This is a genomic window from Azospirillum brasilense, from assembly GCF_001315015.1.
Taxonomy (GTDB): domain Bacteria; phylum Pseudomonadota; class Alphaproteobacteria; order Azospirillales; family Azospirillaceae; genus Azospirillum; species Azospirillum brasilense.
The window spans coordinates 125,122-145,000 of the sequence record NZ_CP012916.1; the positions used below are offsets into that span (position 1 = coordinate 125,122).

Genomic DNA, 19,879 nt, shown 5'->3' on the forward strand with positions numbered 1-19,879 from the left:
GGCGCGTCGCAGGACAGAGGGAGAGCAACCCGCGTGCCATTCCCATGGGGTCAGGGACGGCCCGGCCCCGAACCCCCGCATACTCTGGTGTTCACCCCAAGGGCATCGCTCGGGCGCGCCGCGCCGCTGGGCAGACTGCCCGCTGAATGTGCCTAAAAATTAAGCGCCGCTTTGGCCCGTTTCCGTCAGTCGGCCCAGCGCGGCGGCGGCAAGGAGCGGAACGCCTCGCGGAGCGCCTGGGACCAGCCGTCGCTGATCTCCTTGAAGCAGGGATCATCCTCGCCGATCCGCCGCTTCGTCTCCAGCTTCAGGGAATCGCGGCGGTAGGCGATCAGGTCGAGCGGAAGTCCGACCGTCAGGTTGGAGCGCAGCGTGCTGTCCATGGAAATCAGCACCAGCTTCATCCCTTCCTCGATCGGCGTGTTGTGGTTCAGCGCCCGGTCGAGGATCGGTTTGCCATACTTGTGCTCGCCAATCTGGAAGAAGGCGTTGTCGGCGGTCGCCTCGATGAAATTGCCGGCGGCGTAGACATGGAACAGCCGCACCCGGTCCCCGCGGATCTGGCCACCCAGAATGATGGACAGGTCGAAATCCACCCGCTGCTCCTTCAGCGCGTGGCCGTCCCGCTTCCACACCTGACGGACGGCGGCACCGACGAGCTGGGCCGCCTGGAACATGCCGTTCACGCTGCCGATGGTGCGGATCTCGCCGTCCAGTTCCACCCCTTCCTGGATCAGCGCGATCACCGACTGGGTCAGCGACAGGTTGCCGGCGGTCATCAGGGCGATCATGCGGTCGCCCGGCTCCTCAAAGACGTGCATCTTGCTGAAGATGGAGATGTGGTCCACCCCCGCGTTGGTGCGCGTGTCCGACAGCATCACCAAGCCGTCCTCCAGATACAGGGCGACGCAGTAGGTCATGGTCCGTCCTCTCTCCTCCCAGCGGAAGCCGGACCGCCCACGCGAAAAGGGGCGGCCGGCCGGCCGCCCCAGTGTATGCCGAAAAAACCGGCACGCCGCAAACCCATCGCGGGAGACGGGACATCATGTCCCGCCTCGCCGCGATGCGCGGTCAGCGCTGCTGCCCGCCCTTCTCGTCCTGGTCGCGGTCCATGTCCTGCTGCCGCCGGTTCGCCTGGTCCTGTCCCTGCTGCCTGTTCTTCGGATTGTCCTGGGTCTGCTGCCCCTGCTTCCGCTCGTTCTGGCTGCCCATCTGGTTCGGGTTCCGTTCATCGGCCATGGTGCTTCCTCCGCATTGTCGGTTCCGATGCCCAGCGGGCATGACGTGAACCAAGACGGCGATGGTACGCGCGGCGATCGGCCGATCCCTACGATGGCAGGCGGTCATGTTCCGATTCGCTTGGAACTTACGGGGTCCAGCGCAAGGTCATAGGCGAAAAAACATACTCCTCCAGCTGCCGTGCCCATTGACATCATGCGGGTACGTATGGTCTATCTTTCGTAGCGCTGCGAACAGCGTCAGGCCGGAGTCTAGGGAGGACTCGGTAGTCCGTGAAAGCAAGGGCGCGCCGCACAAAAAACAAAGGCGCGCACACAATGCGACACGCTGCATGCCTCAAGCCCTCGCACCCCCGCAGGGCTTTGACGGCGGCAGCGTGTTTCACTTTCAGGGCCTCGCTTTCCACCAGACATTGCGGCTTTTTCTTGCTGCGACGCACAAAACCATAGATGCGCCAGCAAAGAAAAAGGCCGCCAGGATTGCTCCGGCGGCCCGAGTCTAGGGAGGAAACGCCCAAAAAGGCGTCAGTGAAACTAATATATTCCGCAGCGCAGCATAATTCAAGCCTCAATCGAACGAATCATCCCGCGTCCATCGGCTCGGCTCCGGCTTCCACCTTTTCCCCCTGAGCCGCCGCAGGGCGCAGAGCCTGGATGACCGCCACCGCGGTGCGGCGGCTGTGGTCGGCCAGCAGGGCGCCGGCCTCCTCGGCGTCGCGGCGGCGGAACGCCGTCATGAAAGCCTCGTGCTCGTCCACCGACTCCTGCCAGCGGCCCGTATCGTAGTTGGCGAGCGAGCGGGCGCGCAGGATCTTTGCGGCGAAGCCGGCGTAGGTCGCCTCCAGCGCCGGGTTGCGGGCCATGGCGACGATCTGGGTGTGGATCTGGCGGTTGGTCAGGAAGTAGGCCGCACGTTCCCCCGCTTCGTGCTGGGTGACGAGCTGGTCGTGCATCCGGTCGAGCTTCGCGAATTCCGCGTCGGAGCCGTTGCGGCAGGCGAGCGTTCCGGCCAACCGCTCCAGCGCGTCCATCACCTCGAAGATCGCGCCGATCTCGCCAGGGTCGACCGGGGCGACGATGGCGCCGCGGTGCGGGCGAAGCTCCACCAGCCCTTCCGACGACAGGACCCGCAGCGCCTCGCGCAACGGCGTGCGGGAGATTCCCAACTGCTCGCACAGCTGCACCTCCGGCACGCGGACGCCGGGCGGCAGTTCTCCGTCCAGGATCATCGCCCGCAGTTCCTCCACCGCGGAATGATGCAGCGTCGCGCGGCGGATCGGCCGGGCCGGCGCCTTCATGGTCTTGATCCTGTCCATCCTGACCCACCACCCCCGAAAGTGCTGCATACTTGGGCATGCATGCCGAAATGATGCGCTCTGCCCAAAATTCAGGCAAGCACGCTTCCGCGCGGCCAGCCTTCGCTACTATGCTCTAAACAGCTGAAAACAGCCAACAAATTGGCGATTATAATATTGTATACAATTTGGCACGCGCCTTGCGAAAGGAGGAGGGACGCAACCGCATCGGGAGCACTCCTTTCATGACGTTCCGGTCCCTCACCCTGACGACCGTCACCGCCGCCTTCCTCGCCCTCTCCGCCGCTGCCACCGTTCAGGCCGCCGACGCGGAGAAGCTGAAGCTGGGCTTCGCCAAATGCGCCCATTGCCTGCCGATGGCGCTGACCCCGGAACTCGCCAAGGGTGTGGAGATTGAGGCGATCAACTTCAACTCCGGCAACGACGTGCTGACCGCGCTGGTGTCGAAGAGCATCGACATGGCCCAGGTCACCTACCTGCACTACATCACGGCGCTCGATAAGGGCTTCGACGTGGTGGCCGTGTCCGGCCAGGTGAACGGTGGGTCGGAGATCGTCGTCGGCAAGGGCATCACCCTGAAGGCCGATGATTGGGACGGGCTGAAGACGCTGATCGCCGAGCGCAAGGAGAAGGGCGAGCCGCTGCGCGTCGCGGCGTCGCGCGGCAACGCGCAGGACATCCACATGCGCGGCGCCCTCCAGAAGCACGGCATCAACGTCAACAAGGACGTGCAGTTCATCAACATCCCGAACCCGTCCGACCACGCCGCCGCCCTCCAGCGCGGCGAGGTCGACGTGATCTGCACGGTGGAGCCCTTCGCCTCGCAGATCCGCCAGACCGGCGTCGGCACGCATTTCGCTCTGCCCTATGACCAGGCGGCTGGCAACCTGACCAACCTGATCGTCACCCGCTCCGACGTCATCAAGGACCATCCGAAGGCGGTCGAGGCCACCGTCGGCTCGGTCGTCGCCCTGGTCGACAAGCTGAAGTCCGACCAGACCGTGTGGGTGGACGTCATCAACAAGTACACCGGCATGGACAAGGCCGTCGCCACCGAGGCGCTGAAGAACGCCTCCCCGGATTATGCCATCCACAAGGACAGCACGCTGGCCATCGCCACGATGATGCGCGAGCTGAAGTACATCTCCAACGACGTCACCGCCGCCGCGGAGAAGAACCTCGATTACACGTTCCTCGAAGCCGTGACCAAGAAGCCGAAGAGCGAGCTTGGTTTCTAAGAACTTCCCCTCTCCCCTCTGGGGAGAGGGTCAGGGTGAGGGGGTTGCGCTTGTGCCGGACGTTCCGCCATGCGCACCCCCCTCACCGGCCCTACGGGCCACCCTCTCCCCAGAGGGGAGAGGGCTATGTACATGACGGGATAGGAAAACCGGGCCATGACGGCATTGTCGAAATCCTGGGAGCGCGCCGTCGTTCCTCTCTTCATCCTTGCCGCCTGGGAGGTGTTCTCCCGGTCCGGCTTTCTGCCGGCGGCGCTGCTGCCGGCCCCGTCGGTGGTGCTGCACACCTGGGGCGACTGGATCTTCGGCTTCGACGAGACCTCGCAGGGCAACACCGGCCGCTGGTTCGCCGACGCCCTGTCCAGCGCCACGCGCGTCGCCGCCGGCTATGGCATCGCGGTGGTCAGCGGCGTGCTGCTGGGCATCGCCATCGGCTGGTGGCGCTGGGTCGAGCGCACGGTGGAGCCGACGCTCCAGATGCTCCGCCCGGTGCCGCCGGTGTCGTGGATCCCACTGGCGATCATCTGGTTCGGCATCGCCAACAAGCCGGCCATCTTCCTGGTCTTCCTCGGCGCCTTCTTCCCGATCCTGATGAACACCATCCACGGGGTGAAGACCGCCGACCGAAACCTGATCCGCGCCGCCTCGATGATGGGCGCCACGGAGCAGCAGCTGCTGCGCCACGTCGTGTTCCCGGCGGCCCTGCCCAGCATCTTCGCCGGCCTGCGCATCGGCATCGGCGCCGCCTGGATGCTGACCGTCACGGCGGAGATGGTCGCGGTGAAGAGCGGTCTCGGCTATGTGCTGTGGGACAGCTACTACTTCCTGCGCTACGACCTCGTGCTCGCCGCCATGGCCAGCATCGGCCTGCTCGGCTACGCGACCGACGCGCTCATCAAGGTCCTGATGTCCGCCGCGCTGCACTGGCAGCACGGCTCCACGCTCCAGAGCCGGGAGGGCTGAGCGATGGCTTCCATCGAGCTTCGCAACATCACCAAGATCTTCCGCGACGCCAAGCGCAAGCGCGACCTGCTGGCCATCGACGACGTCAGCCTGTCGGTGGAGAAGAACGAGTTTCTCTGCCTGCTCGGCTCGTCGGGCTGCGGCAAGTCCACCCTGCTGAACATGATCGCCGGCTTCGAGAAGCCGACCGAGGGCAGCGTGACGGTGGGCGGAAAGGCGGTGGACGGCCCCGGCGCCGACCGCGGCATGGTCTTCCAGCAGGCCAACCTGATGCCCTGGCTGCCGGTGTGGGAGAACGTCGCCTTCCACCTGCGCCTGAAGGGCTGGCGCAAGGCCGACCGGCGCGACGCCGCCCAGGAATACATCGACATGGTCGGCCTGCGCGGTTTCGAAAACCACTTTCCGGCGGAGCTGTCGGGCGGCATGAGCCAGCGCGTCGGCATCGCCCGCGCCCTTTTGCTGAACCCGCAGGTCATCCTGATGGACGAGCCCTTCGCGGCGCTCGACGCCCAGACCAAGATGGACATGCAGGAGGAACTGGTCGCCATCTGGCAGAAGCAGCGCTGCACCGTCGTCTTCGTCACCCACAGCGTGGACGAGGCGCTGGTGCTGGGCACCCGCGTCGCCGTGATGACCAGCCGTCCGGGCCGCATCCGCGAGCTGATCGCGCTCGACCTGCCGCGCCCGCGCGACACCACCGGCCCGCGCTTCAACGACCACAAGCGCCACATCCTCAACCTGATCCGTGAGGAGGGCCTGCAGCAACGGCAGGCCGCCGTCGCGTGACCGGCCGGCTCGATCTGCTGCTGACCGGCGTCACCGCCCTGACCGGGGAGGCCGTCGGCAGCGTCGTGGACGACGCCGCCATCGGCATCCGCGACGGGCGCATCGTCCATCTCGCCCCGGCCTCGCAGGGGCTTCCCGCCGCCGCCGAGGTCCGGCATCTGCCGGGGCGGGTGGTCACGCCGGGCTTCGTCAACGCCCACCTGCACGCCGTCCTGGTGATGGTGCGCGGCGTGGCCGCCGATCTCGGCTTCGCCCCTTCCTACACGCCGGGCGTTCCCAAGGGCACCGACGCCACGCCGGAGGAGGCCCGCGCGCTGGCCCGGCTGGGCGCGGTGGAGGCGCTGCTCGCCGGCTCGACGCTGATCTGCGACCATTTCGTCCACGCCGACGCGACGCTGGACGCCATCGCCGACCTCGGCCTGCGCGTCCATGCGAGCTGGCGCGTCCACGACGTGGACTTCGCCCGGGTGGCCCAGGGCGAATGGCGCTTCGACGCGGCCATCGGCTCCGACCTGCTGCTGCGGACGCTGGACCTGCACGCCCGCTGGAACGGCGCCAACGGAGGACGCATCCAGGTGCAAATGGCCGCTCACGCGCCGGACACCTGCTCCCCCGCCTTCCTGCGCACCCTCGCCGACGAGGCCGCGGCGCGCTCCATGCGCGTCAACACCCATCTGGCGCAGAGCCGGGTGGAGGTGGAGCGGGTGAAGGCGTCGACTGGCCTGACCCCGGCGGAACTGCTGGACGAGTGCGGGCTGATGAACGACCGGCTGCTCGCCACCCACTGCCTCTATGTCGAGGACGGCGACATCGCGCGCCTCGCCCGCACCGGGGCGCACGCGGTGCATGTGCCGAAGTGCAACGCCGCCTCGGGCCGGCTGGCCCCGACGCCGAAGCTGAAGGAGGCCGGCGTGAACCTCGCGCTGTGCACCGACACGCAGCACGGCGACATGGTGGAGGCGATGCGCTGGGCGCTCGCCACCGCGCGCATCCAGCGGGGCGGCGTCACCGCCGCCTGGCAGCCCGCCGACGTCTTCCGCATGGCGACGCTGGGCGGCGCGCAGGCGGTCGGCATGGCCGACGAGATCGGCACGCTGGCCGTAGGAAAGCTGGCCGACCTCGTGGTCTTCGACGCCCGACGCCCGCATCTGCGCCCGCTGATGAACCCGCTCGGCACGCTCGTCCACACCGCGCAGGGGCGCGACGTGGAGATGGTGCTGGTGGACGGCGAAACGCTGGTCGAGGACGGGCGCCCCGTCCGCGCCGACCTGAACGAGATTTGCATCGAGGCCGACAAGGCCGCCCGCGCGCTGTGGGCGCGCGCCTGACCGAAAGAACCATGGATATGAGCAACCGCGTCCTTCTGGGCATGCTGACCCCGTCCTCCAACACGGTGCTGGAGCCCGTCACCTCCGCGATGCTGAGCGGCCTGCCGGAGGTGACCGCCCATTTCGGGCGCTTCACGGTGAAGGAGATTTCCCTGCGCGCCGCGGCGCTGGACCAGTTCACCGACGCGCCCTTCCTGGACGCCGCCCGGCTGCTGGCCGACGCCCGGCTGAACGTGATCGGTTGGAACGGCACCTCGGCCGGCTGGCTGGGCTTCGCGGCCGACGAGACGCTGTGCGCCTCCATCGAGGCCGAGACGGGCATTCCCGCCTGCACCTCCATGCTTGCTCTGAACGAGATTCTGGAGACGACCGGGCGCAAGCGCTTCGCCATCGTCAGCCCCTATCTGCACGAGATCCAGGACAAGATGGTCGCCAACTACAACGCCGCCGGCTTCGAGGTGGTGGCGGAGCGGCACCTGAACGACCGCGGCAACTTCTCCTTCTCCGAAGTGAGCGAAGCGACCATCGAGCGCATGTGCCTGGAGGTGGCCGAGGCGAAGCCGGAGGCCATCGCCATCATCTGCACCAACATGCGCGGCGCCCCGGTGGCGGAGCGGATGGAAAAGGCGCTGGGCATCCCCGTCTACGACACGGTGTCCACGGTGGTGTGGAAGGCGCTGCGCATGACCGGCGTGGACACCCGCCGCGTCGAGGGCTGGGGCAGCCTGTTCCGCGAGCTGCATGGCTGAGGGCCTGAAAATGCCCTCGCCCCTCTGGGGAGAGGGAGGGGACCCGTCGCGCAAGCGGCGGGGAGGGTGAGGGGGCCGGTGCGCGTGCGCACCGCGAAGGGGCATACTGCCCCTTCGCCATCCCCTGGCATGGGCTTTCGCCCATGCTGCCCCCTCACCCTAACCCTCTCCCCGGAGGGGAGAGGGAACAAACTGGTCATCCAACATGAGGGTTGCCATGAACTTCGATCTGGTCATCCGCAACGGCACGGTCGCCACCGCGTCGGACGTGTTCAAGGCCGACGTCGGCGTGCGCGGCGGGCGGATCGCCGCGCTGGGCGAGGGGCTGGCCGCCGGGCGGGAGGAGATCGACGCCGCCGGGCTGCTCGTCCTGCCGGGCGGGGTGGACGGGCATGTCCATTTCGACCAGCCGACCGGCGACGGGTCCGTCATGGCCGACGATTTCCTGACCGGCACGCGCTCCGCGGCCTTCGGCGGCACCACGACGGTGCTGCCCTTCGCCTGCCAGGAGAAGGGCAAGACGCTGCGCGCCGCGGTTGACGATTATCACCGCCGCGCCGCCGGGAAGCCGCTGATCGACTACGCCTTCCACCTCATCGTCACCGACCCCACCGAGCAGGTGCTCGGCCAGGAGCTGCCGGCGCTGATCCGCGAGGGCTACACGTCCTTCAAGATCTACATGACCTACGACGCGCTGAAGCTGAACGACCGGCAGATCCTGGAGGTTCTGGACATCGCCCGCTCCGAGGGCGCCATGGTCATGATGCACGCGGAGAACGCCGACTGCATCGCTTGGCTGACCGAGAAGCTGGAGCGCGCCGGCCAGACCGCACCGTTCTTCCACGGCGTCTCGCGCCCCCGCGTGGCGGAGCGCGAGGCCACCCACCGCGCCATCTCCCTGGCGGAGCTGGTGGACGTGCCGATCCTGATCGTCCATGTTTCCGGCGCCGACGCGGTGGAGCAGATCCGCTGGGCGCAGGGGCGCGGCCTGCGCATCTACGCAGAGACCTGCCCGCAATACCTGTTCCTGACCGCCGACGACCTGGGCGGGGAGGGGTTCGAGGGCGCCAAGTGCGTCTGCTCGCCGCCGCCGCGCGATGCCGCGAACCAGAAGGTGATCTGGGACGGGCTGACCGGCGGCGCCTTCCAGGTCTTCTCCTCCGACCACGCGCCCTTCCGCTTCGACGGGCCGGGCGGCAAGAAGGTGCATGGCGAGCAGGCGCCCTTCCGCTGCGTCCCCAACGGCATCCCCGGCGTCGAGACGCGCCTGCCGCTGCTCTTCTCCGAAGGCGTGATGAAGGGCCGGATGGAGCTGACCAAGTTCGTCGAGCTGACCGCCGCCAACCCCGCCCGCATGTACGGCCTGCACCCGCGCAAGGGCACCATCGCCGTGGGGGCGGACGCCGACATCGCCCTGTGGGACCCATCGCGCACGGTCACCATCACCAACGGCATCCTGCATCACAATGTGGACTACACGCCCTATGAGGGGATCGAGGTCACCGGCTGGCCGGTCGTCACGCTGTCCCGCGGGGAGGTGATCTGCCGCGACGGCGAACTGCTGGCCGAGCCGGGGCGCGGCGCGTTCCTGCCCTGCGGCCTGCCCGCCCCGGCGCGGCCCAAGGGCTCGCCCGCCCCGGTTTTGCCGTTCTGACCCTGCCGTTCTAAACTCGGCCCGCCGCAACCGGAGACACTGCCCGTGAGCACACCCGACCTGTTCCGCCTCAGCGCCGCCGACATGGCGGAGGGTGTGCGCACCCGCCGCTTCCGGGCGCGTGACCTCGTGGCGGCGAGCCTGGAGCGCATCGCGGCGCTGGACGGCGGGCTGAAATCCTTCATCACGGTGGCCCCCGACGCGGCCCTCGTCGCCGCGGAGGAGGCCGACCGGCGGGTCGAGGCCGGGGCGCCGCTCGGCCCGCTGCACGGCGTGCCGGTGGGCGTCAAGGACCTGACGCTGACGGCGGGGCTGCGCACCACCTACGGCTCCACCCTCTACGCCGACCTGATCCCCGACACCGACGACCTCAGCGTCGCCCGGCTGAAGGCGGCGGGCGCCATCATCGTCGGCAAGACCAACACGCCGGAGTTCGGTTTCGGCGCGATCACCGGCAACGAGCTGTGCGGGCCGACCGCCAACCCCTACGACCACGACAAGACCAGCGGCGGGTCGAGCGGCGGCAGCGCCGCCGCGGTCGCCGCCGGGCTGGTGCCGCTGGCCCAGGGGACCGACTTCGGCGGCTCGGTGCGCACGCCGGCCAGCTTCTGCGGGGTGGTCGGGCTGCGCCCGACGCCGGGGCGCATCCCCAGCCCGGGCCGCGCGCTGGCCTGGGACGGGCTGGCGACGCAGGGATTCCTCGCCCGCGACGTTGCCGACGCCGCGCTGGCACTGGCCGCCGTCAGCGGGCCGGATCCCCGCGATCCGACCTCCCTTCCCGTGCCGGAATGGACGGTGCCGGACCTCGACGCCCTCGACCCGCTGTCGCTGCGGGTGGCCTGGAGCACGGACCTCGGCTCCGCCCTGGTCGACCTCGGGCTGGCCGAGCGGTTCGAGGCCGTGATGCGCGGGCTGGAGGGCCGCTTCGGCGCGTTCGAGGAGGCCACGCCTGACTGCCGGGAGGCCGGCGCCGCCTTCGGCACGCTGCGCGCCGCGCACATCTTCCACACCTACGGCCGGACGCTGGAGCAGGACGGCGACCGGCTGAGCCCGTCGGTCGCCTGGAACATCGCGCGGGGCAAGGGGCTGAGCGCCGCCGACTATCTGCGGGCGGAGGCCCAGCGCAGCGCGCTCTACCGCCGCTTCGCCGCCTTCTTCCGCGACCACGACATCCTGATGACGCTGAGCGCCAGCGTGCCGCCCTTCCCCAACGCCCAGGGCGACGTGACGGAAATCAACGGCTTCCGGCTGTCCACCATCATCGACTATCTGGCGATCACCTACACCGTGTCGCTGATCGGTTTCCCCTGCCTGTCGATCCCCTGCGGCTGGACGGCGGACGGCCTGCCCATCGGCCTGCAACTGATCGCCCGCCCCTACGAGGAGGAGCGGCTGCTGGGCTGCGCCCGTTTCCTGGAGCGGGAGGTGGGGTTCCGCCACCGCTGGCCCCCGCTCTGACTTTTTCCAGCTGCGCAGGGGAGGGGGTGCCGCCGTTTCGCCCCGGGGCATCAGAGGTTTGCGTTGACGCGGCAGGCGGACCTTCCGTCCAACAAGAACGGGAGAATGTGCGGTGGATCAGGGGCAGACGGCCTCGACGATCCGGCACACGTCCCCTGCGGTCCGTGGGGTGAAGCGGGCGAGCAGCCCACCGCGCAGCTCGGGCACGACCAACGACACCGGCTGTTCGGCAGGAACCGTCAGATCGTGGTCGAGGTCGCAGACGCTGACGTAATCCAGCCCGGTCATGGCAACCAAAAGCGACTGCCGCCCCCGCTCGTCGACGGCGTGGGCGATGGCCCGTCCGTTGGCGGCGGCGTAGGCGGCGGCCTGATCCTGGGTGTAGCGGGACACCGGCAGCACCCGCAGCGACGGGTGGCTGCGCAGGACCGTGGCGATGAGGGCGTTGAGGCCGCTGGACAGACTCGGCATGGTTTCCAAAGGCTTCCGACTGTGAACCGCCATGCTACCACGAATTCGGCCGTTGGGGGCGCCGCCCCCGCGCGACGCGATAATGGTCACGCGGGGTTCACACTCTGCCGGTGCGTCAGCCGGCGCGGACCCGCGCGATGAAGCCGTGGATCTCGTCGCGCAACAGGTCGGAATCGCGGGACAGGCTGTTCGCGGCGTCCAGCACCTCCGCGGCGGCCTCGCGCACATCGGTGGCCGATTGGCTGACGCCGCCGATGTTGCCCGACACCAGCCGGGTGCCCTGGGCCGCCTGCTGGATGTTGCGGCCGATCTCGTGCGTGGCGGCGGTCTGCTCCTCCACGGCGGCGGCGATGGCCCCGGCGATGGCGTCCACGTCGGCGATGGTCCGGGCGATGTTGCGGATGGCCGTCACGGTGCCTTCGGTGATGGCCTGGATTTCGGTGATCTGGCTGGCGATCTCCTCGGTCGCTTGGGAGGTCTGTGTGGCCAGAGCCTTCACCTCGTGGGCGACGACGGTGAAGCCCTTGCCGGCCTCGCCGGCGCGGGCGGCCTCGATGGTGGCGTTCAGCGCCAGCAGGTTGGTCTGGCTGGCGATGTTCTGGATCAGGTTGACGACGTCGCCGATCTTCTGGGCGGCGCTGGCCAGCCGCTCAACCAGCGCGTTGGTCCGTTCCCCTTCGGCCACGGCGTCGCGGGCGACCGTCGCGGCGCCGTTCACCTGACGGCCGATCTCCCCGATGGAGCTGCCGAGCTGCTCCGAGGCGGCGGCGACCGTCGCGACGTTGGCCGACGCCTGCTCCGTCGCGGCGGCGACCGAGGAGGCCTGTTCCGTCGTCGTCTCGGCGGCGCCGGTCATCGTCTGCGCGTTGCTCTGAAGCTGGCGGGCGGCCTGCGAGACGGCCTGGACCACGCCCTGCACGTTGGCGTCGAACTGGTCGGCCAGGGCCAGCATGGCGGACCGGCGGTCGGCCTCCATCTGGCGCTTCTGCGCGTCGCTCTCCTCCTGGAGACGGCGCATGTCGAGCCCGTTGCTCTTGAAGACCTGGAGCGCGCGGGCGAGCAGGCCGACCTCGTCCGTGCGTTCGGTGCCCTGGATGGACACGGTCAGGTCGCCGGCGGCGATCGAGGTCATCTCCGACGTCAGGCGGTGCAGCGGACGAACGACGAAGAACAGCAGGATGGAGCCCAGCAGGCCGAAGGCGAACAGCAGGCCGGCGCCCGCCACCGTGTAGAGCCGAGTCATGACCTGTTGGGAGAGCGCGGTGGCGCGCTTCTCGGCCTCGCGCGTCTCGGCCATGCCCTGCTCCACCCGCTCGCCCAGCGCGGCGGTCAGCTTCTGCCGGACCGGGCGGCCGACGTCGATGGACACGCGGATGGCGCCGTCGGTGTCGAAGCCGCGGGCCAGCTGCACGGTGGTCTGGGCGACGCGCTCATACTCCCCGACGATCGACTTGATGGCCTGGATGCTCTCGCGCTCCGCCGGGTCGTCGTAGGCCGCGGCCAGCGTGTCGATGGCGGACAGGGCCTTGGCGATGTTGGCCGTGAGCTGCGTGTTGGCGGCGTCGATGGCCTCGCGGGACGAGGCGACGATGGCGTTCGCCTCGGTGTCCATGGCGTCGCCCAGCGCCGATTGCACGGCAATGGTCGCGCCGAGCCGGTCGGCAACCAGTTCGGTGATGCGGGCGGTTGAGCTTGTCAGATCGGAGATCGCGCTCCGGGCGGTCCAGACGAGGCTGGCGATGACGATCAGCAGGACGAGAACCGGGACGAGGATCTTGTGCAGTAACTTGCGGTTCGAGAACCAGCGGTGCAGCGGCATGTTCAAGGCTTTCCAATAAGGCGTGCTTGATCGGCGGGACGGCAGGGGGCGCCGGGAGCCGGATCCAAAAAAATCCCCCGCAGGCCGGCCGGCATGCGGGGGGAGGTGAGACGCGCCGTCAGCCGGCCAGCCGGTCCCAGCAGCCGTCTAAGGCGGGGGACAGCTTGTGCTTCATGATGCGCTGGCTGGGGGTGCGCTCGAACTCCTCGACCACCGCGATGTAGCGCGGATTCTGGTAGGGCGCGAGCTGTTTTCCGAGCCAGCCGGACAGCGACGGGATGTCCAGCGTCGTCCCGGCCTTCGGCTTCACGAACAGCTTGATGTCCTGCTCGCCCACGTCGGCGGCAACGCCGATGATGGCGCAGTCCTCGACGCTGGGGTGAGTGGCCGCCACATGCTCGACCTCCCAGGCCGAGACGTTCTCGCCCTTGCAGCGCACGCTGTCGGTCATCCGGCCGTGGAACAGCAGCGTCCCGTTGTCATCGAGCGAACCGAGGTCGCCGGTGCGCAAAGCGCCGTCCTTGAGCGCGCGGGCCGTCGCCTCCGGGTTGCGGAAATAGCCGGCGAAGATGGCGCCGGGCCGGTCGGTGCGGACGACGATCTCGCCCCGCTCGCCCTGCGGCACCGGCTTGCCCGCGCCGTCCAGCAGCTCCACGCTGAACCAGGGCATCGGGCGGCCGACCGCGCCGACCACGCCCTCGTCGTTGCAGGTGGTGATGCTCGACGCCTCGGTCATGCCGTAGCATTCGCGGATCTGCACGCCGAACCGCTCCTCGAAGGGTGTCCAGGTCTCCTTCGGGCAGCCGCCGCCCCAGGCGATGCGCACGGGGTGGTCATGGTCGCGCGGGGAGACCGGCTGCTTCAGCAGGATTTGCAGGATGCCGCCCAGATAGTGGATGTGGGTCGCCCCGTACTCCCGCACCTGATCCCAGAAGCGGCTGGCGCTGAAGCGGTCGACCATGGCCAGCGACACGGCACGGATCAGCGGCATGACGATCATCTGGGCGCCGCCGATGTGGTACAGCGGCTCCCACACGAACAGCACGTCGCCGTCGCGGGCGGCGGAGACGCGGGCCACCGCCTCGCCGGCCAGCCGCATCATGCGGTGCGACACCAGCACGCCCTTGGGCCGCCCGGTGGTGCCGGAGGTGTACATGATGGCGAAGGTGTCGTCGGGGGCGGGCGGCGCCTCCTCGAAGGCGGCGTCGGATTCCAGCAGGGTCTCCAGCCGCAGCGCGGCGGACGGGTCGCCCTGGACGATCAGCGGCGTGCCGGCGGGCACCGCCCCCGTCTCGGCGATCACCGGCAGGAACTCGGCCTCGGCGACGATGGCACCGGGCTCCGAATGCTCCAGGATGTAGCGCAGGCCCTCGCCGCGCTGCTGGGCGTTGATCGGCACCCAGACCAGCCCGGCCTTGGCGAGGCCGAACAGGGTGGAGAGCACCAGCGGGCTGTTGCGCAGCATCAGCGCCACGCGGTCGCCGGGCTTCAGCCCCAGCCGCCGCAGCTCCGCCGCCACGCCGTCGGACTGGCGGTCGAGCGTGGCGAAGCTCAGGGCCTCACCGTTGAAGCGGGCGAACAGGCGGGCGCGTCCGGTCCGGGCCGCCTGCGTGAACAGGCGGACGAACCCTTCTTCGAAATCGGACATGATGCGTATCTCGAATGCGTTTGGTCGGTTGGTTGCGGATCAGCGCGCCGGACGGCGCAGCCATTCCGCCATCAGCAGCAGGGCCATCACGATCGCGAAGACCACGACGGACACGGCGGCCAGCGTCGGGTTCAACTGGAGGATCATGTCGTCCCACATCTGCTTCGGAAGCGTGGTCTTGACGCCGCCGCTGACGAAGATCGCCACGGTCAGCTCGTCGAAGGAGGTGATGAAGGCGAACAGGAAGGCCGCCACCAGACCGCCGCGGATCAGCGGGACGGTGACCAGCATCAGCGTCCGGAAGCGGTTCGCCCCCAGCGTCGCCGCCGCCTGGTCCAGCCGCCAGTCGTGCCCCTTGACCACCGCGGAGATGGCGACGAAGGCGAAGGGCAGGGCCAGCACCGTGTGGCCGATGATCAGGCCGAGGTCGGTGGCGACCAGCCCGATCTGGGCGAACAGGTAGAACAGCCCGACCGCGATGACGATGCGCGGCACGATCATCGGCGCCAGGAAGAAAGCGAAGATCGCCCCCCGCCAGCGCGAGGAGGAACGGGCGAGCGCCAGCGCGGCCAAGCCGGCCACCAGCGTCGCCAGGACCGCCGTGGCGAAGGCCACCGCGAAGGAGCGGATCGTCGCCGACACCCAGAGGTCGGAGTTGAAGTAGACCCGGAACCACTCCAGCCCGTAGCCCGGCGGCGGGAAGTCGAGGAAGGGGGAGGTGGTGAAGGCGATGGGCACCACGACCAGCGCCGGAGCGACCAGGAAGACGATCACCGCCGTGGAGTAGAGCGGCAGCAGCCGGTCCATCACCTTCGGCCCCAGCAGACGCCCGAGCGGTCCGCCCAGCGCCGTCGATGCCTTGGCGAGCGCCGACAGGATGCCCATCCCGGCCTCGCGCAGGCGGCCCTGGCCGCCGCCGGTCCGCCCGGACGTCTCACCCGACAGGGAAGACAGGCCGAACAGCCGGTCGTAGACCCAGCAGGTGACCAGCGCCGCGACCAGCATGAAGGTGGCCAGCGCGCCGGCGAAGGCCCAGTTCAGCATCTCCTGGATCTGGGTGATGATGAGCTGCGCCAACATGGTCTGCTGCGGCCCGCCGAGCAGCGCCGGCACGATGAAGAAGCCCAGCGAGGAGATGAAGGTGAGCAGGCCTGCCGCCGCCACGCCGGGCAGCGAGAGCTGGAAGTAGACCAGCCAGAAGGCGTTGGCCGGCGGGGCACCCAGCGTCTCCGCCGCCTGGACCAGCCGGCGGTCGAGGGTGGTCATCACCGGCAGCATGGTCAGCACGGCCAGCGGCAGCATGGCGTGGACCATGCCGGCCATCACGCCGAACTCGTTGTGCAGCAGCGGCAGGGGGGACATCCCGGTGCCGGAGAGGATCTGGTTGATGACGCCGGTGCGCCCCAGGATGACCATCCAGGCGAAGGTCTTCACCAGATAGCTGGTCCAGAAGGGCACCATCACCGCCAGGATCGCCAGCCCGCGCTGGCGCTCCGGCAACTGCGCCAGCCAGTAGGCCAGCGGATAGCCGAACAGGAGCGACAGCAGGGCGGTCAGCCCGGCGATGCGGAAGGTGCTCATCAGGACGCGGAAATAGACGTCCGTGGCGACGATGCGGGCGTAATGGTCGCCGGTCCAGGCCGAGGTCTCCAGGTCCTGGACGCTGAGGCCGAGCAGCCGCAGCACCGGGAACAGGAAGAAAATGGCCAGGAAGGCGAGCCCGGGGGCGGCCAGCCACAGCGGGCCGAAGCGCAGCCGCCGCCGCGCCGCGGCGAAGGCTCCGTCATGGTTCAGAGTGGCGGCGCTCATGACACCAGCACCCCGGCGTCGGCGCGCCAGCGCACCGCGACCACCTCGCCCAGCCGCGGCGGGGCGGTGCCGCGGCGGAGCCGGACGGTGATTGTCTCCTCGCCGCCGAGCGACACCAGAACGCGGGTCTCGGACCCGGCATAGACGGTGTCCACGACCTCGCCCCGCACCTCGTTGTCGCCCTCGCCGTCGATGTCGAGCTGTTCGGGGCGGACGACCAGCGTGCCGTCCTGGCTGTCTGGCGTGTCGGCCGACAGGCGGAAGCTGCCGTTGCCGGTGACCAGCATGGGCGCTCCGCTGCCGTCGCGCCGGACCTGCCCGCGGAAGATGTTCGACACGCCAATGAAGTCGGCGGCGAAGGCGGTCTTCGGGCGGGCGTAGATGTCGTGCGGGGTGCCGAGCTGCTCGATGCGGGCGTGGTTCATCAGGCAGATGCGGTCCGACATGGCCAGGGCTTCCTCCTGGTCATGGGTGACGTAGATGATCGTGGCGCCGGTCTCGCGATGCAGGCGCTTGATCTCGTACTGCATGTGCTCGCGCAGCTTCTTGTCGAGCGCCCCCAGCGGCTCGTCCATCAAAATGACCGAGGGCTGGTAGACGAAGCAGCGCGCCAGGGCGACGCGCTGCTGCTGCCCGCCGGACAGCTCCTTGGGAAAGCGCCCGGCGAGATGGCCGAGATGGACCATCTCCAGCGCTTCCTTCACGCGCCGCGTCAGATCCGCCGGGGCGACGCCGCGCATGCGCAGGGGAAAGCCGATGTTCTCCGCCACCGTAAGGTGCGGGAACAGGGCGTAATGCTGAAAGACGAGGCCGATGTCCCGCTTGTGCACGGGGGTGCGGGTCTCGTCCTGTCCGTCGATCAGGATGCGCCCGCCGCTCGGCTCCACCAGCCCGCAGATCATCTGCAGAAGCGTGGTCTTGCCGGACCCCGACGGGCCGAGCAGCGTCAGGAACTCGCCCGCCGGGACTTCCAGGCGGGTGGGTTCCAGCGCCGTGATGGCGCCGTACCGTTTGGTCAGGCCGTCGACCAGCAGCTTCGGCGTGGCGGCGGCTCCGGCCTGGACCGGCGCTGTCCGCGCCTGTGCGAGCGGTGAAAGCATGGCGGCGGGTCTCCTTTCCGACAGGCGGGCTTAGCCGAGGATCCAGGCGTTGAAGCGCTCGTTCATCTTCGCCCGGTTGGCGCCCCACCAATCCTCCTTGGCGATGGTCATCACCTTCAGATTGTCTTCGAAGGTCGGCAGCGCCGGGGCGCGCTCCTTCGGGATGCTCTTGTAGGCGTCGAGGTTGGTCGGGCCGTAGGCCAGCACCTCGGTGAAGACGGCCTGGCGGGCCGGATCGGCGCAGAACTTGATGAACTGGCGGGCGGCGTCGGCGCGCGGGTTGCCGCGCGGGATGCCCCAGCCCTCGATCGAGTAAAGGCCCTGGTTCCAGTTGATCTTCACCGGGGCGCCGCCGTCGATCACCGCCTGGGCGCGGGCGTTCCACAGGGCGATCATGTCGACCTCGCCGCTCTGGATGAGCTGGCTGGACTGGGCGCCGCCGGTCCACCACACGGCGACGTGCGGCTTGATGCGGTCGAGCGCCTTGAAGGCGCGGTCGACGTCGAGCGGGTAGAGCTGGTCGAGCGGCACGCCGTCGGCGAGCAGCGCCTGCTCCAGCGTGTCGATCGGGTTCTTGCGCAGCGAGCGGCGGCCCGGGAACTTCTCGACGTTCCAGAAATCGGCCCAGCTCTGCGGGGCGTTGGAGGCGAACTTGTCGGCGCGGTAGCCGAGGATGGTCGAATAGACGTCGGTGCCCATCCAATGGCTGGTCAGCGAGTCCGGCATCAGGCCGGGGACGTCCGCCGCCGCGAAGTTCAGCGGCTCCAGCAGGTTCTGCTTCATCAGGATGTCGCGCGCCGACAGGGTCAGCGTGCAGACGTCCCAGGTGTAGGACTTGGTCTCGACGATGGCCTTGAACTGGGCGGTCGGCTCCGCCTCGCGGGCGACGTTGACGACCTTGATGCCGGTGGCCTTCTCGAACGGGTCGTAGAAGGACTTGCGGAAGGCCGGGCTGTAGGGGCCGCCCGGGTCGGCGACGGTGATCTGCTGCGTGGCGGCGAAGGCCGGACGCAGCAGCCCGGCGGGCAGGGTGGCGCCCAGCGCGACGCCGGCGGCGCCCTTCATCAGGCTGCGGCGGCCCATGGAGAAGCCGGAGGTCTTGCTCATGTGAAACTCCCTGTTCTGTGCGGCCGGGGCGTCTCTGTTGCCCCGGTGGATGAGCGCCGCCGTGGCAGCGCGGGTGGGCGGATCGTTGCGCCCGGGAAGAGTCGTGTTTGGGGCGTGAGCCCGAATTACGCGCGCTTCGCGGCGCGCTTGGCGAGGAACTCCTCCATCATCCGGGCCGGTTCGCCGGACGCGTAGGCCTCGCGCTGGATGCGCACGCCGGCGGCCAGGGCGTCGCGGAAGCCGGCTTCGGTCATTTCGCGGAAGCGCTGCTTGTCCAGGCGCATGGCGACCGGCGGCTTGGCGGCCAGTTCCTCGGCCAGGGCCAGAGATTCGGCCATCACGCGGTCCTGCGGGACGATGCGGTTGATCAGGCCGATGCGGTGGCTCTCCTCGGCGTCCATCAGCCGGCCCGACAGCGTCAGGTCCATGGTGCGGGCCAGACCGATCATCTCCTTCATGATCCACGGGCCGGTGGTGCTGGCGATGCCCGAGTTGATCTCCGGCTGGCCCATGCGCACCCCGGCATGGCCGATGCGGAAGTCGCCGAGCAGGGCGACCTGGAAGGCGGAGCCGGCGGCGACGCCGTTCAGCGCGATGATCAGCGGCTTGGACAGGGTGCGCATGCGGTGGTAGAGGCGCTCCCACTCCGCCACCCACTCCTCGGCGCGGTCGGCGTCGAAGGTCTTGGTTTCGTTCAGATCCTGCCCGGCGCCGAAGGCGCGGTCGCCGGCCCCGGTCAGGATGATCGCGCGCACGCCGTCCTGGTTCTCGAACTGCTCGAAGGCGACGACCAGCTCGTCGCGCATCGCGGCGTTCCAGGCGTTCAGGATCTCCGGGCGGTTCAGCGTGATGATGCCGACCGGGCCGCGGACCTCAGTGAGGATGAATTTGAACACGGGACCACTCCTGTAAGCGGGGCGTTTCGCGCGCCTTGCGGACGTTCCGGGCGGATGTTCCGGCGCCCCTCGGGGCGGCGCGTCGTATTGCAATACGATACTTGGTATTGAATAGCTTGGCTTGCTTTGCTAGACCTGTCAACGGTATCTCTCGCACACGAACCACAGGACCGATCGCCATGGCTCCGCGCCGTCCGTCTTCCCGACAGTCAGACACGGAATCCGCAACCGCCGTTGCGGACGCCTCGGTGAAGGAGGGGGGCGCCGCGCGTGCCGGCGATCCCTTGATGGTGATGTCC

General features: G+C 69.0%; 17 protein-coding genes and 1 pseudogene (1 of these 18 cut by a window edge). 8 read left to right on the top strand and 10 right to left on the bottom strand.

Going from position 1 to position 19,879, the window contains the following annotated elements; translation table 11 throughout:
• Nucleotides 1–185 precede the first annotated feature (185 nt).
• From AMK58_RS22155 to AMK58_RS22160, 3 genes are all read right to left on the bottom strand, one after another.
• A complete protein-coding gene (locus tag AMK58_RS22155) occupies nucleotides 186–920 on the bottom strand; it encodes a proteasome-type protease (protein WP_035679665.1) in 735 nt (244 codons plus the stop codon).
• 151 nt (nucleotides 921–1,071) lie between these two features.
• Complete coding sequence (locus tag AMK58_RS30980) at nucleotides 1,072–1,239, bottom strand: hypothetical protein (protein ID WP_167555933.1); 168 nt, start codon at nucleotides 1,237–1,239, stop codon at nucleotides 1,072–1,074.
• A gap of 580 nt (nucleotides 1,240–1,819) precedes the next feature.
• Nucleotides 1,820–2,554: a GntR family transcriptional regulator gene (locus AMK58_RS22160; protein ID WP_236778333.1), complete on the bottom strand. Its 735-nt coding sequence runs from the start codon at nucleotides 2,552–2,554 to the stop codon at nucleotides 1,820–1,822.
• Between the two features lie 224 nt (nucleotides 2,555–2,778).
• Here AMK58_RS22160 and AMK58_RS22165 point away from each other — a divergent pair, with 224 nt between their 5' ends.
• The 7 genes and pseudogenes from AMK58_RS22165 to AMK58_RS22195 all read left to right on the top strand — a co-directional run bounded on the left by AMK58_RS22165 (nucleotide 2,779) and on the right by AMK58_RS22195 (nucleotide 10,730).
• A complete protein-coding gene (locus AMK58_RS22165; protein ID WP_051140693.1) occupies nucleotides 2,779–3,792 on the top strand; it encodes an ABC transporter substrate-binding protein in 1,014 nt (337 codons plus the stop codon).
• A gap of 156 nt (nucleotides 3,793–3,948) precedes the next feature.
• A complete protein-coding gene (locus AMK58_RS22170) occupies nucleotides 3,949–4,755 on the top strand; it encodes an ABC transporter permease (protein WP_035679661.1) in 807 nt (268 codons plus the stop codon).
• Between the two features lie 3 nt (nucleotides 4,756–4,758).
• The gene (locus AMK58_RS22175) at nucleotides 4,759–5,541 is read left to right on the top strand and encodes an ABC transporter ATP-binding protein (RefSeq protein ID WP_035679659.1); all 783 of its coding nucleotides are present in this window, start codon (nucleotides 4,759–4,761) and stop codon (nucleotides 5,539–5,541) included.
• Nucleotides 5,538–6,869 carry an amidohydrolase family protein gene (locus tag AMK58_RS22180; RefSeq protein ID WP_035679657.1) on the top strand — a complete coding sequence of 444 codons (1,332 nt, stop codon included), beginning with the start codon at nucleotides 5,538–5,540 and terminating at the stop codon, nucleotides 6,867–6,869. The genes AMK58_RS22175 and AMK58_RS22180 overlap by 4 nt, the downstream gene beginning before the upstream one ends.
• A gap of 17 nt (nucleotides 6,870–6,886) precedes the next feature.
• A complete protein-coding gene (locus tag AMK58_RS22185) occupies nucleotides 6,887–7,618 on the top strand; it encodes a maleate cis-trans isomerase family protein (RefSeq protein ID WP_035679655.1) in 732 nt (243 codons plus the stop codon).
• 196 nt (nucleotides 7,619–7,814) lie between these two features.
• Nucleotides 7,815–9,272 (top strand): annotated as a pseudogene (gene hydA, locus AMK58_RS22190) (dihydropyrimidinase); the annotation flags it as partial.
• A gap of 45 nt (nucleotides 9,273–9,317) precedes the next feature.
• On the top strand, nucleotides 9,318–10,730 hold the full coding sequence (locus AMK58_RS22195; RefSeq protein ID WP_059399469.1) for an amidase: 1,413 nt from the start codon (nucleotides 9,318–9,320) through the stop codon (nucleotides 10,728–10,730).
• A 117-nt stretch (nucleotides 10,731–10,847) separates the two neighbouring features.
• Here AMK58_RS22195 and AMK58_RS22200 read toward each other — a convergent pair whose 3' ends face one another.
• The 7 genes from AMK58_RS22200 to AMK58_RS22230 form a co-directional block, all read right to left on the bottom strand.
• Nucleotides 10,848–11,201, bottom strand: a complete 354-nt coding sequence (locus tag AMK58_RS22200) for a hypothetical protein (protein ID WP_059399470.1) — start codon at nucleotides 11,199–11,201, stop codon at nucleotides 10,848–10,850.
• A 115-nt stretch (nucleotides 11,202–11,316) separates the two neighbouring features.
• Nucleotides 11,317–13,020, bottom strand: a complete 1,704-nt coding sequence (locus AMK58_RS22205) for a methyl-accepting chemotaxis protein (RefSeq protein ID WP_059399471.1) — start codon at nucleotides 13,018–13,020, stop codon at nucleotides 11,317–11,319.
• A gap of 118 nt (nucleotides 13,021–13,138) precedes the next feature.
• The gene (locus AMK58_RS22210; protein ID WP_059399472.1) at nucleotides 13,139–14,668 is read right to left on the bottom strand and encodes an AMP-binding protein; all 1,530 of its coding nucleotides are present in this window, start codon (nucleotides 14,666–14,668) and stop codon (nucleotides 13,139–13,141) included.
• A 39-nt stretch (nucleotides 14,669–14,707) separates the two neighbouring features.
• Nucleotides 14,708–16,477 (bottom strand): ABC transporter permease subunit, encoded by a 1,770-nt coding sequence (locus AMK58_RS22215; RefSeq protein ID WP_059399473.1) that lies wholly within the window; start codon nucleotides 16,475–16,477, stop codon nucleotides 14,708–14,710.
• Nucleotides 16,474–17,577 (bottom strand): ABC transporter ATP-binding protein, encoded by a 1,104-nt coding sequence (locus AMK58_RS22220; RefSeq protein ID WP_035680230.1) that lies wholly within the window; start codon nucleotides 17,575–17,577, stop codon nucleotides 16,474–16,476. Before AMK58_RS22220 ends, AMK58_RS22215 begins: the two co-directional genes overlap by 4 nt.
• A gap of 30 nt (nucleotides 17,578–17,607) precedes the next feature.
• Nucleotides 17,608–18,684, bottom strand: a complete 1,077-nt coding sequence (locus tag AMK58_RS22225; RefSeq protein ID WP_035680232.1) for a polyamine ABC transporter substrate-binding protein — start codon at nucleotides 18,682–18,684, stop codon at nucleotides 17,608–17,610.
• A 125-nt stretch (nucleotides 18,685–18,809) separates the two neighbouring features.
• A complete protein-coding gene (locus tag AMK58_RS22230) occupies nucleotides 18,810–19,580 on the bottom strand; it encodes an enoyl-CoA hydratase/isomerase family protein (RefSeq protein WP_035680235.1) in 771 nt (256 codons plus the stop codon).
• Nucleotides 19,581–19,867: 287 nt separating this feature from the next.
• On the opposite strand from AMK58_RS22230, the gene AMK58_RS22235 reads away from it, so the two are divergent.
• A protein-coding gene (locus AMK58_RS22235; protein WP_236778334.1) for an IclR family transcriptional regulator crosses the window boundary here: on the top strand, nucleotides 19,868–19,879 show its 5' end (the start). It continues 765 nt past the right edge of the window; 12 of the gene's 777 nt are visible here — the first part of the coding sequence; its start codon is at nucleotides 19,868–19,870; its stop codon lies beyond the right edge, outside the window.

What these genes read in the sequence shown, in the direction of transcription:
- AMK58_RS22200 (WP_059399470.1), bottom strand. Translation starts at nt 11,201, where the DNA reads ATGCCGAGTCTGTCCAGCGGCCTCAACGCCCTCATCGCCACGGTCCTG.
- AMK58_RS22220 (WP_035680230.1), bottom strand. Translation starts at nt 17,577, where the DNA reads ATGCTTTCACCGCTCGCACAGGCGCGGACAGCGCCGGTCCAGGCCGGA.
- AMK58_RS22155 (WP_035679665.1), bottom strand. Translation starts at nt 920, where the DNA reads ATGACCTACTGCGTCGCCCTGTATCTGGAGGACGGCTTGGTGATGCTG.
- AMK58_RS22205 (WP_059399471.1), bottom strand. Translation starts at nt 13,020, where the DNA reads ATGCCGCTGCACCGCTGGTTCTCGAACCGCAAGTTACTGCACAAGATC.
- AMK58_RS30980 (WP_167555933.1), bottom strand. Translation starts at nt 1,239, where the DNA reads ATGGCCGATGAACGGAACCCGAACCAGATGGGCAGCCAGAACGAGCGG.
- AMK58_RS22170 (WP_035679661.1), top strand. Translation starts at nt 3,949, where the DNA reads ATGACGGCATTGTCGAAATCCTGGGAGCGCGCCGTCGTTCCTCTCTTC.
- AMK58_RS22210 (WP_059399472.1), bottom strand. Translation starts at nt 14,668, where the DNA reads ATGTCCGATTTCGAAGAAGGGTTCGTCCGCCTGTTCACGCAGGCGGCC.
- AMK58_RS22175 (WP_035679659.1), top strand. Translation starts at nt 4,759, where the DNA reads ATGGCTTCCATCGAGCTTCGCAACATCACCAAGATCTTCCGCGACGCC.
- AMK58_RS22225 (WP_035680232.1), bottom strand. Translation starts at nt 18,684, where the DNA reads ATGAGCAAGACCTCCGGCTTCTCCATGGGCCGCCGCAGCCTGATGAAG.
- AMK58_RS22185 (WP_035679655.1), top strand. Translation starts at nt 6,887, where the DNA reads ATGAGCAACCGCGTCCTTCTGGGCATGCTGACCCCGTCCTCCAACACG.
- AMK58_RS22215 (WP_059399473.1), bottom strand. Translation starts at nt 16,477, where the DNA reads ATGAGCGCCGCCACTCTGAACCATGACGGAGCCTTCGCCGCGGCGCGG.
- AMK58_RS22165 (WP_051140693.1), top strand. Translation starts at nt 2,779, where the DNA reads ATGACGTTCCGGTCCCTCACCCTGACGACCGTCACCGCCGCCTTCCTC.
- AMK58_RS22160 (WP_236778333.1), bottom strand. Translation starts at nt 2,554, where the DNA reads ATGGACAGGATCAAGACCATGAAGGCGCCGGCCCGGCCGATCCGCCGC.